This window comes from Rhodococcus erythropolis NBRC 15567, assembly GCF_001552595.1.
Classification (GTDB): domain Bacteria; phylum Actinomycetota; class Actinomycetes; order Mycobacteriales; family Mycobacteriaceae; genus Rhodococcus_F; species Rhodococcus_F erythropolis.
In genome coordinates, this window is the sequence record NZ_BCRM01000007.1 from 26892 (window position 1) to 43121 (window position 16230).

A 16230-nucleotide genomic window follows, 5' to 3' on the forward strand; every position below is an offset into this window, starting at 1 on the left:
TCGAATGTACGTTCGATGATAGATGTGGGTGCCGACACCTTCACGGATACGGGGTGAAAGCGTCCCCGCGGGGACGTCTAACTGCTTCCGATCGAGTACTCGGCGTAGGTGCCGACATCCTTGAAGCCGAGGTTTCGATAGAGCTGTGCGCCGTCGCTGGACGCCTGAAGTACTGCTGTTCGGGCACCTCGCTCGCGGGCGATGTCGAGTGCGGCAAGGGTGACCGCCGAGCCGAATCCGCGTCGGCGAGCCGTTTCGAGTGTGACGACGCCATACAGTCCGGCGACGCCGGCGGCAAAGTGGACCTCGGCTCCGGCGACAGGCTGGGAGTTCGCGTACCCCACGACAAACGAACTCCGCGAACGCTCATCGAGGGCGGCATCAGCGGTGTCTTCGAAGAATCCAATTACTGCGGCTGAGGGCGGCGACCAGTTGGCGGCCATCACGGCGGCATAGTCGGCGAGCTGGGTACGAGTAGTCACCCGATGAACGGAGAGTTCTGGGACAGGCGTCGGATGAGGGACGACGTCAAGGTCCGCCGTCATCGCTCGTTCTTCCTCGGAGCGCACGCAGCCGAGGGCGGACAGGCGAGCCCCGAGGTCAGAGGGATTGTCGCGGGGTCCGGTCCACCAGGAGAACGGACGTCCGGTTGCTCGAATCGAGGCGAGGATGTCGATCAGTCGCCGATCTTCGGGCCCGTCGGCAGGTACGGCGAAGCGAGCACCAGCGATGATGTTGAAAGTGTCGTCGGCGAGGCCGCTGTCTGCGACGACAACATCCGCAGTGACCGTGACCGATGCAGTCGGCAAGTGTTCATGCAGGTGGCAGGCATGGGAAAACAAGTTGGCGTCCATGGCGTCGAGGACGTCACCGACGAGTGCTTCACGATTCACAAAAGAAATTCTACGAACCCCATCCAAATGGTTTTCGGCTCCGAATGCCATGCATGACGCCCAACCGACGGCAACCGCAGGACGGTGACCAGTACCTGGTGGTGCTCGTGCTGCCTGGAGGAAAGGTCTCGAGCCATCGCCCGGCTCGCGCCTGGCATCAGTCCAACCTTCGGATGCGCCCGTTCACCGCTCAGCTTCGCCGCTCCGGTGTGAGAGCGGTGCAGGCTCGCTATCGGGTTCGTGGTTGGAACGGTGCCGAGCGCAGTCCGGTCGCCGACGCTCGAGCCGCACTCGACGCGATAACGAAACGTAATGCACAAGCTCGGGTGATTTTGCTGGGCCACTCGATGGGCGGACGGGTCGCCGCCGAACTGTGTGGCGATCCGGCGGTGGTCGGTGTGGTTGCGCTGGCGCCGTGGTGGCCCGATGGAACGTCGGTGAATCTGCGTTCGGACACACCACTGGTTGTGCTCCACGGCACGGCCGACTCGTGGACCGACTCGGCAGCGTCTCGTCGGAAAGTTGACGAACTGCAGAAGTCGGGTAAGAGCGCTGAATGGATCGGCATCGGCGGCGCAGGCCACTTCATGCTCCGTCGGGCGGCGACCTGGCATCGCCTCGTCGCGGATGCAATCGCAGGAATGAGTCGCGGGGTAGCCGCAACAAAGATGGGAGAACGACGATGAGTTCCGACAAGCGCAAGGTGGCCGTCGTCGGTAGTGGTGTCGCAGGTCTGACAGCGGCGTGGGTGCTCAGTAAGGACAGTGACGTCACCCTCTACGAAGCGGATTCACGGCTCGGCGGGCACGCGGACACCCATTCGGTCACCGACCCGGAAGGGCGAAGCCTCGCCATCGACACGGGGTTCATCGTTCACAACGATCGCACCTATCCGACATTGTTGCGATTGTTCGCAGAACTCGATGTGCCTACGCAGGAATCCGACATGAGTATGTCGGTCAGGTGTGGGGGTTGCGGTCTCGAGTACTCGGGGGGCCAAGGGTTGCGCGGCGTTCTCCCGACGCCGGGGCTCCTTGTCAACGGCAGCTTTCTGTCCATGTTGATGGAGGTCAAGCGCTTCCATCGCCGTGCCCGCGCCCTGCTCGACAACACGGATCCGTCGGCACCCGACCAGACACTGGGAGTGTTTCTGCGCAGCGGCCGGTTCTCCGACTACTTCACCGCTCACTTCATGACTCCGCTCGTGTCGGCAGTCTGGTCGTGTGATCCCGGCTCGGCGCTGAAGTATCCCGCGCGGTACCTGTTCTCGTTCCTCGATCACCACGGAATGCTGAGCGTCACTGGATCGCCGACCTGGCGAACAGTCACCGGTGGATCGGGCGAATACGTTCGTCTCGTCGCCAAAAGTATCGGGGATATCCGCCTGAACACGCCAGTTCGCGCCGTCCACCGGTTTGACGATCGCGTCGACATTCGTGACGGCGACGACCAGATCCAGACCTTCGACGCAGTTGTGGTCGCAACGCATCCGCAGCAAGCACTGAAGATTTTGGCGGATCCGACGCCTGCCGAATCCCAGGTCCTCGGCGCAATGCCGTACTCCGTCAACCACACCCAACTTCACACGGACGAAAATGTGCTGCCCGGCAACACCAATGCGCGCGCGTCGTGGAACTACTACATCCCTGAATGCAACGCGAAGCCAGATCACGTTCTGGTCAGCTACGACATGACGAGGTTGCAGCGGCTGCCGGAGACCGGTCGGCGCTACCTGGTGACGTTGGGGGGAGACGAAATGGTGTCCCCGGACTCGGTGATCGATCAGATGACCTACGAGCATCCGCAGTACACACCCACCTCCGTCGCCGCTCAAGCGCGGCTTCCCGAGTTGGACTCGGACGTGCTCGCGTTTGCCGGTGCGTACCACGGATGGGGCTTCCACGAGGACGGTGCACTGTCTGGCCTGCGTGCCGCCGAACGCGTCGGAGGTCGGTGGCCGTGACTGCACCCATCACGCCGTCCATCGTTCATACGAGCATCCGGCACGTACGAACGGAGCCGTTGCACAACGAGTTCGAGTACCGAAGCTACAGCTGGCTCGTCGACGTCGACGATCTGCCCGAGCTCCCGAAGGCTTTGCGACCCTTGGCGAAGTTCGACGCCGGAGATCACCTCGGCGACCCCACCCGATCGATTCGTGCCAACGTCGAGTCTTTTCTGGCAACTAACGGATTGGAGTTCGCCGGCGGCCGCATCCTCATGCTTGCGAACGCACGTGTTCTCGGGCATGTGTTCAACCCACTGAGTGTGTTCTGGTGTCTGAACGACGACGGCAGTCAGCGGTGCCTCGTTGCCGAGGTTCACAACACCTACGGCGAGCGGCATTGCTACCTGCTCGAAACCGACGAACGCGGCGGGGCTCGCACGTCCAAAGAGTTCTACGTGTCTCCATTCAACGATCTGGACGGCGAGTACCGGATGCGACTTCCGCTACCCGACACCGCGCTCGCGCTCTCGATAGTTCTGGCCCGTGACGGCAAGGCGCCATTCGTAGCCACGGTGTCCGGTCGTTGTGTGCCGGCGACGACGCGCGAGATCGTCCGCAGTGCGCTCTCCATCCCGCTGGCTCCGCTGCGAGTCGCCGCGCAGATCAGATTTCAAGGAATCCGGCTGTGGGCCAGGCGCTTACCCATCGTTCCCCGACCGCAACATCACCCGCAGGAGGCAGTGCAATGACCACGACCACTCTCGGCACCGAACCTTCCGCTCACACGATCGAATCCGAGCGGTGGCCGGGCGTTGCCACGGTGCCCAGCGGTTTCAAAGTGAGGGTTGCGTCGCCGGTTGCCCGCGCTCTGTTCCACAAGGCGGTCGCGCGCTTGCCGCTGCGCGTTCAGATGCCCAACGGTGAGTTCTCCGGTGGAGGTAGTCCGGATTCGCCGTTGATGGTCATCCACCGTCCAGACGACTTCGCTGCTCGTGTGGGCGACAGTGGGTTGATCGGATTCGGCGAGTCGTACATGGCGGGCGATTGGGAAGCCTCCGACCTCACCGCGGTCCTGGAAGTCTTCGCCTCCCGGGTGGCGACGCTGATTCCCGACTTCCTGCAGCGGCTACGAGGCCTCTACATTCCGAAGCAGCCTCGCAGTGAGCGGAATTCGACGCAGAACACGCGCTCGAACATCTCCCGGCACTACGACCTCTCGAACGAGATGTTCGAACTGTTCCTCGACGACACCATGACGTATTCCAGTGCTCTCTTCGAGGATCTGTCGGTGGGAGCTGCCCCGTCGTGGGACGCGTTCGCAGCGGCTCAGCATCGGAAGATCGATCGCCTGCTGGACGGTGCGGGTGTCGGTCCCGGTTCGCGAGTGCTCGAAATCGGCACAGGCTGGGGAGAATTGGCGATCCGAGCAGCCGAGCGCGGAGCAACGGTGCGCTCAGTGACACTGTCGGTCGAACAGCAGGAATTGGCGGCGAAGCGGATAAGCGCTGCGGGACTGGCAGATCGCGTTCAGGTCGACCTTCTCGACTATCGGCAAGTACAGGGGGAGTACGACGCCGTCGTGTCGGTCGAGATGATCGAGGCTGTCGGCCACCAGTACTGGGGAAGCTACTTCCAGACGATCGACGCCCTGCTGGCGCCGGGTGGGCGCGCGGCGATCCAAGCCATCACGATGCCGCACGATCGGATGCTCGCGACCCGCAACACCTACACCTGGGTGCACAAGTACATCTTCCCCGGCGGATTTCTCCCGTCGGTGCGGGCGATAGAGGACGTCACCGAACGCATGACAACCCTTCGGGTGCGTGAGCGGATGTCGATGGGCGATCACTACGCGCAGACGTTGCGGCTGTGGGACGAGCGTTTCAGTGCTCGCGCCGACGAAGCGTCCGCGCTCGGGTTCGACGCAGTGTTCGCGCGCATGTGGCATTTCTATCTCTGCTACTCCGAGGCGGGGTTTCGCTCGGGGTATCTCGACGTCCAGCAAATTGTTCTCGATCGGAGGAACCAGCGATGACCGCCACGATGGATCGGACGGCACAAGGTGCCGGCGTTGCGGGCCGTCTCTCGGACATCCTCAGGCCACTTGTCGGCGGCGAACTTCCGGTGAGATTGACTGCTTGGGACGGCAGCACAGCAGGTCCGGAAGATGCTCCGAAAGTGACGCTCTACAGCCCGAATGTGCTGCGACGCTTGCTCTGGAATCCCGGCGAGTTGGGAGCGGCGCAGGCATATGTTCTCGGTGAACTCGACGTCGAAGGCGATCTCGGTGATGCGCTCACACACGTGTGGAAGGTCTCTGCCGAGCGGGGGCTCGGGTCGATCACCCCGACCCCGTCTCTCGTCCTGGCCGCGGTCAAGGCTGCGCGATCCTTCGGTGCTTTCGGGAGACCTTTGGCTCCACCGTCGTCGCAGGCTCAGGTGAAGGGCCGCTTGCACAGTCTCGCCCGCGACCGCGAGGCGATCGGGCACCACTACGATTTGTCGAACGATTTCTACCAACTGATCCTCGATGAGAACATGGCGTACTCCTCGGGCTATTGGACTTCCGACGCGCCGGAATACACGCTCGAAGACTCACAGACAGACAAGCTGGATCTGGTGTGCCGCAAGGTCGGTCTCGATCGGGCGCGAGGCCTGCGGTTTCTCGATGTCGGCTGTGGTTGGGGCTCGCTGAGCCTGCATGCAGCGCGTGAGTACGGCGCTCGGGTTGTCGGCATCACGATCTCGGCGGAGCAGAAAGCTTTTGTCGACGCGAAGATCCGCGAACTCGGTTTGGAAGACTGGGTCGAGATCCGGCTCCAAGATTATCGTGAGATTCCGGACGGGCCCTTCGATGCGGTCGCGTCGATCGAGATGGGTGAGCACGTCGGTGAGGACAACTATCCGACATACGTGAAAGCGCTCCACGACAACGTTATTGCCGGCGGCCGTGTGCTGATTCAGCAGATGTCACGCACCGGTGCGCACCCCGGGGGAGGTCCGTTCATCGAGTCGTTCATCGCGCCGGACATGTACATGCGGCCGGTCGGTCGCACTGTTGCGATGATCGAGGAAGGTGGACTCGAAGTCCGGGACGTGCACGCCCTGCGTGACCACTACGTGCGGACCGTCGACGCGTGGATCGAGACCTTCGAATCGAACTGGGATCGCGTCGTGGATCTCGTGGGTGTCGAAGTCGCTCGGGTGTGGCGTCTCTACCTCGTCGGCGGAGGAATGGCATTTCGGGACGGCAGGATGGGCGTCGATCAGATTCTGTCGGTCCGGCCGCACGGTGATGGTCGATCCGATATGGAATCGGTCCGGCCGCAGTGGGTGTCGCGGCGATGAACGGATTCGACTGGGGCGCATTCGGAGTGGTCACGCTCACGAGCCTGTTGGCGATCGCCGTCGGAATGGCAGTGACAGCCACCATCGGTGTACGGATCGGGCGGCACAATGTTGTCGACGTGTCATGGGGCGCCGGCTTCGTTCTGATCGCGCTCGTGTCCGCGGTAGTGGGAACCGGCGACCTCTGGCGCCGGTTGTTGATGCTTGCACTGGTGGCGATCTGGGGTCTGCGGTTGGCGACGCACATGGCGATCAGATCCCGCGGCAAGGGTGAAGACCCGCGGTACGAAGAAATGCTCGGACGAGCGACGGGTAATCGAACGCTGTATGCGATCCGCAAGATTTATCTCACGCAGGGGATTTCGTTGTGGTTCGTCTCCCTGCCTATCCAGGTCGCCGCAGTATCGAACGGCAGCTTCGGGCTTCTTGTTGTGCTCGGTATCGCGCTGTGGATTGTCGGCGTCACGTTCGAGACGGTCGGCGACCGGCAGATGGAGGAATTCAAATCCGATCCGGGTAGCCGTGGCCACATCATGGATCAAGGTTTGTGGGCGTGGACGCGGCATCCCAACTATTTCGGCGACGCATGCGTCTGGTGGGGGATCTTCCTCGTCTCGGCGTCCGTGTGGCCGGGAGTGTTGACTGTCCTCTCGCCGATCGCCATGACGTACTTCCTGGTCTTCGCCACCGGTGCGCGGTTGCTCGAGCGACATATGGAACAGCGTCCGGGTTATCGCGAGTACCAGCAGCGGACAAGTTACTTCATTCCGCGCCCGCCGAAAGCCCGATCCGGGACGTAGGCTCTTTCGGGTGAGGCGAGAGCATGGGTGATCTGAAGCTGCCGGGTGCAGTGGGAGCGGTTGCCGTCGGCGGAGCATTGGGGGCACTGAGTCGATACGGGCTGGGGGAGCTCTTTCCCCACATCTGGACGACGCTGGTCATCAACGTCGTCGGCTCGTTCGTTCTCGGTGTTCTCGCGGCCCTCCTCGTCCACAACAAGGTTGGGTACCTCTTTCTCGGCACCGGGTTCTGTGGCGGCTTCACCACTTTCTCGTCCTTCGCGGTTCACGCCGTGACGGAGAGTCCGTGGCGATCGATTCTCTATGTTCTCGGGACGCTGATTCCCGCGATCCTCGCCGCTGCACTGGGCAAAGGGCTCGGTGAACGCTGGATCCGCGCGCGGGACGGAGCGTCGGCATGACAGTTCTCCTGGTGGCACTCGGCGGCGGCGCTGGTGCGAGCGGCCGGTACCTGTTGGCGCGGTATGTACCCGCGTACAAGGGATTCCCGGCTGCGACGTTCGCCGCCAACGTGATCGGCTGCTTCCTCCTTGGATTGTTCACCGGGGCAGCTCTTTCCACCGACATGGCTGCACTTCTGGCGACCGGATTCTGCGGTGGCTTGTCCACCTACTCGACCTTTGCGAACGAGAATGTCGGGATGGTCGAGAGGCGCCAGACGGCCCTCTCGCTGATCTACATCATCGTCAGTTTGATCGTCGGACTGTCCGCTGCGTGGTTGGGAATCCAGATCACCGATTGACCGATCCGGCGTCGAGCGTGCACGCCACGCGGCCAGGGTAGACAATTGTCCACAGTCGCGTCGACACAGTGGTCGACCACCGGGCCGAGGGGGATTCGTGGCGCACGAACGAGCAGGACAAGTGGCTCTGCCAGAGGATCTGATCGACGTTCCTCATCTGGTCACCGCGTATTACACGCGCACCCCGGATCCCGAGAACCCGATGCAGCAGGTACTTTTCGGCACTTCAGGACATCGCGGTTCCAGTCTCGACGCGGCGTTCAACGAAGCTCACATCCTGGCGACAACCCAGGCGATTGTCGAGTACCGCGCTTCGCAGGGCATCGACGGACCACTGTTCATCGGCCGCGACACACATGCGCTCTCGGAGCCTGCCTGGCTGTCGGCCTTGGAGGTTCTGGTCGCCAACGACGTCGTCGTCCTCGTCGATTCACGCGATGCCTACACGCCCACCCCGGCGGTCAGCCACGCGATCTTGCGGTACAACTCGACGGGACCGGAGGCAAAGGCCGACGGCATCGTCGTGACGCCTTCACACAATCCGCCGCGTGACGGCGGCTTCAAATACAACCCGCCACACGGCGGACCCGCGGATACGGATGCGACGTCGGTTATCGCCGATCGAGCGAACGAGCTACTGCGCAAGGGGCTTTCCGGGGTACGGCGTGTCACGGCGGCGCAGGCACTGGACCGCGTCGAACGCTACGACTTCCTCCGGTACTACGTCGAAGACCTCCCCTCTGTCCTCAACCTCGATGCAATCCGCGATGCCGGAATCAGGATCGGTGCAGATCCCCTCGGCGGGGCAAGCGTCGACTACTGGGGCGCGATTGCCGAAACTCACCGACTCGACCTCGAAGTGGTGAATCCTCTCGTCGATCCGACCTGGCGATTCATGACGCTCGACACTGACGGCAAGATCCGCATGGACTGTTCGTCGCCCGACGCGATGGCGTCGCTGATCGGAATTCGGGATCGCTACGACATCGCGACCGGAAACGATGCAGACTCCGACCGCCATGGCATCGTCACGCCCGACGGCGGTTTGATGAACCCGAATCACTATCTCGCCGTTGCCATCGAGTATCTCTTCGCGAACCGGCCAGGGTGGCGCGCAGACACCAAGGTGGGCAAGACACTCGTGAGTTCCTCGATGATCGACCGCGTGGTCAGCAGTGTGGGCCGCGAATTGCTCGAGGTTCCAGTCGGTTTCAAGTGGTTCGTTCCCGGTCTGCTCGACGGGTCCGTGGGATTCGGCGGCGAGGAAAGCGCCGGTGCATCCTTCCTTCGCCACGACGGTTCCGTCTGGACGACGGACAAGGACGGCATCATCCTTGCGTTGCTGGCGTCGGAAATCACCGCGGTGACGGGAGAGTCTCCGTCAGCGCATTACGACGCGTTGGCCGAGAAGTTCGGGAGCCCGGCGTACGCACGGATCGATGCACCCGCGACACGCGCACAGAAGGCAGTCTTGGCAAAACTGTCTCCCGATCAGGTGAGTGCGACCGAACTGGCGGGTGAACCGATCACGGCGACACTGACCGCGGCGCCCGGAAACGGCGCGGCGATCGGTGGTCTCAAGGTGACGACAGAGAACGCGTGGTTTGCAGCGAGGCCGTCCGGCACGGAGGACGTGTACAAGATTTATGCCGAGTCGATGAAGGGCGCCGATCATCTGGCTCAGGTTCAGGCAGCGGCCAAGGACTTGGTGTCCGGCGTCTTGAAGGCGAACTAGCTCGCGGACCGCTCGTGTCGCCCGGCTAGAATTCCGGGCGACATGAAAACTCGTGCAGCCAAGCTGCCACAGGAAATTTGGGTACTGGTCGCCGCCAGCTTCGTCATCGCCCTCGGATTCGGGTTGGTCGCTCCGGCTCTACCGCAGTTCGCGCGCAGCTTCGACGTATCGGTCACCGCCGCCACGATCGTGATCTCGTCTTTCGCTTTTATGCGATTGGTGTTCGCGCCGATGAGCGGCTCTTTGGTACAGAAACTCGGTGAGCGTCCGGTCTACATCGTCGGCCTTTTGATCGTCGCGGTCTCGACCGGTGCGTGCGCTTTCGCCGGGGAGTACTGGCAACTTCTGCTGTTCCGGTCGTTGGGCGGTATCGGGTCGACGATGTTCACGGTGTCGGCTCTCGGGCTGATCATTCGCATGTCACCGCCGGACAGTCGCGGCCGCGTCTCGGGGCTGTACGCGACAAGCTTTCTCATGGGATCGATCGGCGGCCCGCTGGTCGGCGGTGCGCTGTTGCAGTTCGGTCTGCGGATGCCGTTCATCATCTACGCAGTTGCGCTGGTGATCGCCGCGCTCGTTGTCTTCGTGAGCCTGCGTGGATCTCACCTGGCGTCACCGGACAAGGCTGTCGATGTGAAGTCGATGACTCTCGCCGAAGGGCTCCAGTCGCCGGTGTACCGGGCAGCGCTCGGATCGAACCTCGCCTTCGGCGGGGTGATCTTCGGAGTTCGCGTTGCCATGGTCCCTCTGTTCGTCGTGGAGTTCCTCGACCGAGACCCGTCGATAGCGGCCTACGCTCTCACGATCTTTGCCGTCGGAAACGCGTTGGTGTTGATCGTTTCCGGACGGCTCTCGGACCGCTTCGGACGCAAGCCCTTTGTCGTGAGCGGTCTGCTCATCTGCGGTCTGGGAACCATCGCAATGGGATTCACCGACAACCTTGTGGTGTTCTTCGCCATCGCCGCAGTGACTGGTGTCGGCTCCGGGCTCATGAGTCCGGCCCAGCAGGCCGCGGTTGCCGATGTTGTCGGATCGACGGCCCGAGGCGGACCCGTTCTGGCGGTATTCCAGATGATGTCCGACATCGGTGGGGTAGTGGCGCCGATTTGTGCCGGGCTGATCGCCCAGCATGTGTCGTACTCGGCGGCCTTCGCGGTGATGGGAGCCGTAGTAGTCGTGTCGGCGACGGGTTGGTTGTTCGTTCCGTCGCGAACGAAGCCCGTCGAATCCGTCGTCGAAGATCTGACTGATGTGACGGTGCTAACGGATACTCCTGCGCGGATAAACCTGGACTGACCGGGCATTCTGTACTCTCGATCGGGTGGCAATTCGCATCGTGAGTCTTGTGGCCCGATTGGGTTTGGCGGCCGTTTGGCTGATTTCCGGGGGACTCAAGTTCTTTGATCCCGTGCAGACGAAGATCGCGGTGCGCGCCTATCAACTGTTGCCCGAGTCGCTGGTAGGTCCGGTGGCGACGGCTCTTCCCCTGGTCGAAATAGTGCTGGGCCTGCTGATCCTCGTCGGGCTGGCGGTGCGCGTATCCGCTGCGGTCTCGGTGGTCATCCTCACGGTTCTCATTGCGGTGATCATTTCGGTGTGGGCCAGGGGATTGTCCATCGACTGCGGATGTTTCGGCGGCGGAGGTGCAGCCGACGTCGGCGCTTGGGACTATCTGAAGGAGATTCTCCGGGACCTCGGCTTCTTGGCACTTGCCGTCTGGCTGCTCGTGTTCCCGCGTTCGCCGCTCGCATTGGGGCCCGGATCACGCGCGGCGTTCTCAGTGGATACTCAGTCTTCAGTGGCAAGGTAAGCAATCGGTAAATCGTTTCGACGCACGAAGGACTGCATCAGCGTGAGCACCAAGAGCAGCAAGAACAAATACTCGCCGGAACCGGTCTCGAGCCGCTCCACCTACATCATCGGTGGCCTCGCGGTGCTCGTGATCGCGGCCCTCGTCATCGGCGGTGTCTTGTGGACGAACAGCAAGAACAAGCCCCAGAACGACGGCTACGGCTCCGTGCAGAGTTCCGAAGTTGCCGTCACGGTGCAGGACAACGGAGTGGTGCTGCTCGGCAAGCCCTCCGCCGCGACGACCATTGATCTCTTCGAGGATCCGCTGTGCCCGGCCTGCGCTGCTCTCGAGCACCTCAGTGGCCAGGCTCTCGCGGCCGCCGTCGACAACGGTGACGTCGCCGTGCGGTACCACATGCTGAACTTCCTCAACCGGGCGTCGGGCAGCGGTGACTACTCCACACGGGCCGGCGCCGCTCTGCTCTGCGTCGCTCAGGGTGGTGACGCGATCGCGTACTCCGCATTCCACAACAAGCTTTTCGCGACCGACACGCAGCCTGCCGAGGGCGGCAGCAGCGATCACACCAACGACGACCTCGCCCAGATCGCTCGTGATGCGGGCGCATCCGAGGACGTGGCAACCTGCATCTCTTCCGGCACCAACGTCGAAGCCGCCGCGGCTAATGCCGCAGCCGCCAGCCAGGCGCTCAAGGATGTCGGGTCGAACGGGACGCCCACGGTAGTGGCGAACGGCAAGATCGTTGACACGGGCAGCAGCGACTGGGTTTCCAAGCTCTCCTCCTGAGCTGAAGCGGCCGCTCGGACGAGGAGCGGCCGCTTCGCTCTGACCAGGCGATTTGTTGCCCAGGAGTCAAGTGGTGTAACTTTCTTCCAGCAAGCGGAAAGCAGAAAAGCCGCTGCGAGTTCGACTGTTAGAGTTAATTGAATACGGGGCTATGGCGCAGCTGGTAGCGCACCACACTGGCAGTGTGGGGGTCAGGGGTTCGAGTCCCCTTAGCTCCACCCGAACAAATGCTCTGCACCAATCGGTGCAGAGCATTTGTTGTTTCGTGCGCAATACTGTCCGCGGTGAGGCTTGATCATCCCGTGCATTCTCGGCATGGGGACCGTCGGCGGAACGGAGAACCATGAGTGCACACGTGGCGATAATCGGGGCAGGATATGCGGGCGTCATGGCAGCGAAGCGACTGCTGCGAACTCGGTCGGACATCACGGTGAGCGTCGTGAATCCGCGCCCACACTTCGTGCAAAGAATCAGGCTCCATCAGATGATCGCAGCTGGCTACGACGCGACGGTCTCGTTCGACAGCGCATTACCGCGTACGGCACACCGAGTATTCGGAACGGTGACGGACATCGACGCCGCGGTCAGCAGGCTTACGCTCGACAACGGCATCGTGCTCGACTACGACTACTTGGTCTACGCAGTCGGAAGTAGGCAGTTACCCAGCACGATCGCCGGGGCGGACGAGCACGGGTTCGGCGTCGCCAAATTCGAGGACGCAGTCCGCCTCTCGTCCAGGCTGGCGACTCTCGACGAGAAGGCTGCGGTCTGCGTTGTCGGCGGCGGTCTCACCGGAATCGAGACTGCCGCAGAATTGGCTGAGCAGCGAAGCAGCCGAATCACTTTGGTGACCGGAGGAATCTTGGCCCCGGACCTGTCAGAGCATGCTCGATCGGCAATTCTCAGAACATTGACCGACCTTGGGGTTGATATTGTCACCGAATCCCGGGTGACTCGGATCGACGGTTCGTCCTGCGAGCTAGCGGGAGGTGTACGGGTTGAGGCCGATTGCACGATTCTCGCGACAGAATTCGGTGTCCCCGAGCTGGCGCGCCGAAGTGGCCTCCCGGGCGACGATCTCGGTCGTCTGAAGGTCGACGATCGACTGGAATGCTCGTCCCACCCCAACATCTTTGGTGCGGGTGATGCGGTCGCAGTCGGTGCTCTTTCACTGAGGATGAGTTGTCAGGCCGCGATCCCCTTGGGAGTCCATGCGGCCGAAACGATCCTGCATCGACTCGAAGGTTCCGCGCCGCGCCCGGTGACTCCGAAGTTCGCAGGCCGGTGCATCAGTCTCGGGAGGCGGCGAGGTGTGTTCCAGCGGACCACTCGTGTCGACGAGTCAACGGGAGTGGTCATTGCGGGCAGGGCGGGTGGATTCGTCAAGGAAAGGGTCTGTTCGTCGACGACCGAATGGGCTGTCACTCCGCGCCGCTCTCTCTTCTACAGCTGGACATGAGCCGCAGTTGGTCACGCTCGATCGCAGATTCGGTCGATGATCGCCGCAGTCTTGCGGACGTACGGTTGACGGACGACGTCTTCGTGACACGCGTCGACGTCGTCGAAATCGAGGGAGCCTGTGGCGATGAGTGACCAGATCTCACGTCCACGGTTGTTGGTGGCTCCACGGATCACCGTGACAGGCGCGGCGCACGTTCGCATCCGATGCTTCCGGAGCGCCTGGCCGCCGATGTAGAGGAACACCGTCCACTGGGTGGCCGGTGGGTACTGCAGAATGCCGGCGAAGAGCGTGCGGATCCACATCGCCGCGACGGTGCGCCTGGTCGGCTTCCACCGGGTATTGGTGGATGGTTGTGGTGCGAGGTCGACGATCGACGGATCCAAACTGATGCCCGCTCGACCGGCCAGTCGTGTGGCAGTCTCCGTGGAGATTCTGGTGTCGAGAACGGTGACGTGCTCGACAGTGTCACCGGACTCGGACAGCTGTGACGCCATCTCCAGCGCCACGTAGCCGCCGTACGAGTAACCGGCGAGGAGGTATGGCCCGGTGGGCTGAATCTTCTTGATTTCGAATATGAAACGGCGGGCGCTTGCTTTCACTGACCGGTCGGGTAGTCCGCGAGATTCGAAGCCATGTGGCTGAAGTGCGTAAACCGGCCGATCGGTGTGAAGCGCTTTCGACAAGGTGGACAGCGTCGTCGATGGGCACCCCGCTCCGTTCATGATGAACAGCGGTCGCCCGGACCCTTCGAGCTTCAGCGGAACCATCGTGTTGTGACAGACACGATCATCGGGATCGATTCTGCACCGATCCACCAGCGCTGCAAGGTCTTTGACGGTGCTGGCGGCCGCGAACTCCGCCGCCGTGATCCGGATCCGGAACATGTCGTGAATCTTTGCCACCACTTCGGTTGAAGCAAGCGAATCGCCACCGAGTTCGAAGAAGTCGTCATCACGGTCGATGGAGTCGATACCGAGAATCGACTCCCAGATCGAGGACAACCACAATTCGGCGGGCCCGGCGAGAGTCGGTGGAGTGGACCGCACCTCGACGGAGGGCAGCGCTGTTCGATCGACCTTTCCTCTTTCGTTGCGCGGCAACGCTGGCATCAGAACAAAATGTCGGGGGAGCATCCAGGCCGGCAGATATGTCGCCAATTCGCGCCGCATCTCGGCGCCCGACCGTGCCATCACGGCTTTGGTCAGGACCACGTAGGCGACAATCTCCGGTCGATCGTTCTCGAGGACGACAGCCACGAAAACATCGGAGACGCCGGGAATTCGACGAATATGCGCCTCGACTTCCATCGGCTCTACCAAATAGCCCCGAATCTTGACGGCGTCGTCGACGCGTCCCCGCAGTTGTAGTTCGCCGCGTTCGTCGATACGGCCCCGGTCACCGGTCCGGTAGATGCTCACTCCGTCGCCGAGGCGCGTGAATCGTGCCGCAGTGCGATCCGGGTCACCGTGGTATCCATCGGCAAGATCGCTCGAGACAACCTGTATCTCGCCGATCTCTCCGTCGGGGAGAGGCACGCCGTTCACATCGACGATCTGTACATCCTTGCCGTCGCGAGCACGTCCGGCCGGAACCACTCCGACGGGTAGTTCGGAATGTGGTGGGAACGCGTTGTACGCGACGACACCGGTCTCGGTGGTGGCCAGCCAGTTGACGTACGTGACGCGAGCGAAGCCGTGACTGCGATGGCGCGCGTAGTCCTCGCCGTGCACTGCTTCCCCGTACGTCACGACGACCCGCAGCGATCCGAGCGAATTATCCGGTGCTTCATCGGATTCGAGGCTTGACCATGCCCGCAGGAATGACGGCGCGCAGTGCGCGGTCGTGATCGAATTCTCGATCAGCCAGTCGTCGATTCCCGAAACTCCGTCTACGCGTGGATCCCAGCAGAAGACCGTGACGCCGTTCATCAGTCCCATGATCAGGGCCGTGATTCCGGCTCCGAAACTGACGGGCAACAGGTTTCCGATGTGATCATCGGGGCGCAGGTCGATTGCTGCGGCAAGTTCGTCGGCTTTGTTCAGGCACATGGAGTGGCTCAACACGACTCCCTTGGGCGCTCCACTGGTCCCTGATGTGAACGCGATCATGGCAGGGTCGGAACTCGATGGTTCCAGCGCGTTGTCGAAACGGAAGCCGGTTGCGGCCGATTCGTCGAGGATCGACTGCAGCGCGACGGCGCCCGAGGCGCTCATGATGTGCGCTCGCCGGGCCTCGGGGAGTTGTGGGTCGATCATGACCAAGGGCCGACCGGAAATCAGAGTAGCGAGGATGGCGGGCACCGACTCGGCGGTTGGTTCGAGATCGACCGCAACCGGGCGAGCCCCGTGTGACCCACGCAGGCGAAGTTCGCGGACCAATGCATCGGTCCGGAGTTCGAGTTCGGCGAAAGTGATCCGGTCGCGTGGAGTCACGACGGCAACGCTGTCGTGCTGCATCGAGGTGACTCGGCGCCACCTCGACTCGATCGTCTCGTCGATGACTGCATAGCGAGTGCGCTCGAGACCTAAGTCGACAACCTTCATCACAGTAGCTCCGTCCGACTTTCAGCTATCTTTGAGCAAAGACTACATAAGGTTTGTGAAGTAGGTCCATAACAAACCGAAAGTAGTTTTACATACGTCCCCATCCTCCAGTCCGTCAGCTCCGAATACCTTGAGGAACCAATGCCGATCGAGCGTTGTACAG

The 16230-nt window shown here is 62.3% G+C and carries 15 protein-coding genes and 1 tRNA gene; 14 read left to right on the forward strand and 2 right to left on the reverse strand.

The window, feature by feature from the left end; all coding sequences use genetic code 11:
• Positions 1–77 precede the first annotated feature (77 nt).
• Positions 78–893: a GNAT family N-acetyltransferase gene (locus tag RE4_RS12125; protein WP_198586308.1), complete on the reverse strand. Its 816-nt coding sequence runs from the start codon at positions 891–893 to the stop codon at positions 78–80.
• A 53-nt stretch (positions 894–946) separates the two neighbouring features.
• Here RE4_RS12125 and RE4_RS12130 point away from each other — a divergent pair, with 53 nt between their 5' ends.
• From RE4_RS12130 to RE4_RS12195, 14 genes are all read left to right on the forward strand, one after another.
• Complete coding sequence (locus RE4_RS12130; protein ID WP_060938638.1) at positions 947–1579, forward strand: dienelactone hydrolase family protein; 633 nt, start codon at positions 947–949, stop codon at positions 1577–1579.
• The gene (locus tag RE4_RS12135; RefSeq protein WP_019747859.1) at positions 1576–2856 is read left to right on the forward strand and encodes an NAD(P)/FAD-dependent oxidoreductase; all 1281 of its coding nucleotides are present in this window, start codon (positions 1576–1578) and stop codon (positions 2854–2856) included. The genes RE4_RS12130 and RE4_RS12135 overlap by 4 nt, the downstream gene beginning before the upstream one ends.
• Positions 2847–3590, forward strand: coding sequence for a DUF1365 domain-containing protein (locus RE4_RS12140; RefSeq protein WP_041814887.1), 744 nt, complete (start codon positions 2847–2849; stop codon positions 3588–3590). Before RE4_RS12135 ends, RE4_RS12140 begins: the two co-directional genes overlap by 10 nt.
• Positions 3587–4876: an SAM-dependent methyltransferase gene (locus tag RE4_RS12145; RefSeq protein ID WP_060938639.1), complete on the forward strand. Its 1290-nt coding sequence runs from the start codon at positions 3587–3589 to the stop codon at positions 4874–4876. The genes RE4_RS12140 and RE4_RS12145 overlap by 4 nt, the downstream gene beginning before the upstream one ends.
• On the forward strand, positions 4873–6189 hold the full coding sequence (locus RE4_RS12150; protein ID WP_060938640.1) for an SAM-dependent methyltransferase: 1317 nt from the start codon (positions 4873–4875) through the stop codon (positions 6187–6189). The genes RE4_RS12145 and RE4_RS12150 overlap by 4 nt, the downstream gene beginning before the upstream one ends.
• On the forward strand, positions 6186–6989 hold the full coding sequence (locus RE4_RS12155; RefSeq protein WP_020969269.1) for a DUF1295 domain-containing protein: 804 nt from the start codon (positions 6186–6188) through the stop codon (positions 6987–6989). The genes RE4_RS12150 and RE4_RS12155 overlap by 4 nt, the downstream gene beginning before the upstream one ends.
• 23 nt (positions 6990–7012) lie before the next feature.
• Positions 7013–7390, forward strand: coding sequence for a fluoride efflux transporter FluC (locus RE4_RS12160; protein ID WP_019747864.1), 378 nt, complete (start codon positions 7013–7015; stop codon positions 7388–7390).
• On the forward strand, positions 7387–7731 hold the full coding sequence (crcB, locus tag RE4_RS12165; RefSeq protein ID WP_060938641.1) for a fluoride efflux transporter CrcB: 345 nt from the start codon (positions 7387–7389) through the stop codon (positions 7729–7731). The genes RE4_RS12160 and crcB overlap by 4 nt, the downstream gene beginning before the upstream one ends.
• A gap of 97 nt (positions 7732–7828) precedes the next feature.
• Complete coding sequence (gene pgm, locus RE4_RS12170) at positions 7829–9466, forward strand: phosphoglucomutase (alpha-D-glucose-1,6-bisphosphate-dependent) (RefSeq protein ID WP_060938642.1); 1638 nt, start codon at positions 7829–7831, stop codon at positions 9464–9466.
• A 42-nt stretch (positions 9467–9508) separates the two neighbouring features.
• Positions 9509–10762, forward strand: coding sequence for an MFS transporter (locus RE4_RS12175; protein ID WP_060938643.1), 1254 nt, complete (start codon positions 9509–9511; stop codon positions 10760–10762).
• Positions 10763–10787: 25 nt separating this feature from the next.
• Positions 10788–11276 carry a MauE/DoxX family redox-associated membrane protein gene (locus tag RE4_RS12180; RefSeq protein WP_019747868.1) on the forward strand — a complete coding sequence of 163 codons (489 nt, stop codon included), beginning with the start codon at positions 10788–10790 and terminating at the stop codon, positions 11274–11276.
• A 42-nt stretch (positions 11277–11318) separates the two neighbouring features.
• The gene (locus tag RE4_RS12185) at positions 11319–12062 is read left to right on the forward strand and encodes a DsbA family protein (protein ID WP_007731305.1); all 744 of its coding nucleotides are present in this window, start codon (positions 11319–11321) and stop codon (positions 12060–12062) included.
• 145 nt (positions 12063–12207) lie between these two features.
• Positions 12208–12280: transfer RNA gene (locus tag RE4_RS12190), tRNA-Ala, on the forward strand.
• Between the two features lie 125 nt (positions 12281–12405).
• On the forward strand, positions 12406–13521 hold the full coding sequence (locus tag RE4_RS12195) for an NAD(P)/FAD-dependent oxidoreductase (protein WP_081098348.1): 1116 nt from the start codon (positions 12406–12408) through the stop codon (positions 13519–13521).
• An 11-nt stretch (positions 13522–13532) separates the two neighbouring features.
• Here the strand turns inward: RE4_RS12195 and RE4_RS12200 are convergent, their stop codons facing one another.
• Positions 13533–16067: an AMP-binding protein gene (locus RE4_RS12200; RefSeq protein WP_060938645.1), complete on the reverse strand. Its 2535-nt coding sequence runs from the start codon at positions 16065–16067 to the stop codon at positions 13533–13535.
• Positions 16068–16230: the final 163 nt, after the last annotated feature.

Excerpts from the sequence above, each read along its gene's own strand:
- RE4_RS12135 (WP_019747859.1), top strand. The coding sequence starts at position 1,576 with ATGAGTTCCGACAAGCGCAAGGTGGCCGTCGTCGGTAGTGGTGTCGCA.
- RE4_RS12195 (WP_081098348.1), top strand. The coding sequence starts at position 12,406 with ATGAGTGCACACGTGGCGATAATCGGGGCAGGATATGCGGGCGTCATG.
- crcB (WP_060938641.1), top strand. The coding sequence starts at position 7,387 with ATGACAGTTCTCCTGGTGGCACTCGGCGGCGGCGCTGGTGCGAGCGGC.
- RE4_RS12130 (WP_060938638.1), top strand. The coding sequence starts at position 947 with ATGACGCCCAACCGACGGCAACCGCAGGACGGTGACCAGTACCTGGTG.
- RE4_RS12175 (WP_060938643.1), top strand. The coding sequence starts at position 9,509 with ATGAAAACTCGTGCAGCCAAGCTGCCACAGGAAATTTGGGTACTGGTC.
- RE4_RS12150 (WP_060938640.1), top strand. The coding sequence starts at position 4,873 with ATGACCGCCACGATGGATCGGACGGCACAAGGTGCCGGCGTTGCGGGC.
- RE4_RS12145 (WP_060938639.1), top strand. The coding sequence starts at position 3,587 with ATGACCACGACCACTCTCGGCACCGAACCTTCCGCTCACACGATCGAA.
- RE4_RS12155 (WP_020969269.1), top strand. The coding sequence starts at position 6,186 with ATGAACGGATTCGACTGGGGCGCATTCGGAGTGGTCACGCTCACGAGC.
- RE4_RS12160 (WP_019747864.1), top strand. The coding sequence starts at position 7,013 with ATGGGTGATCTGAAGCTGCCGGGTGCAGTGGGAGCGGTTGCCGTCGGC.
- RE4_RS12200 (WP_060938645.1), bottom strand. The coding sequence starts at position 16,067 with ATGAAGGTTGTCGACTTAGGTCTCGAGCGCACTCGCTATGCAGTCATC.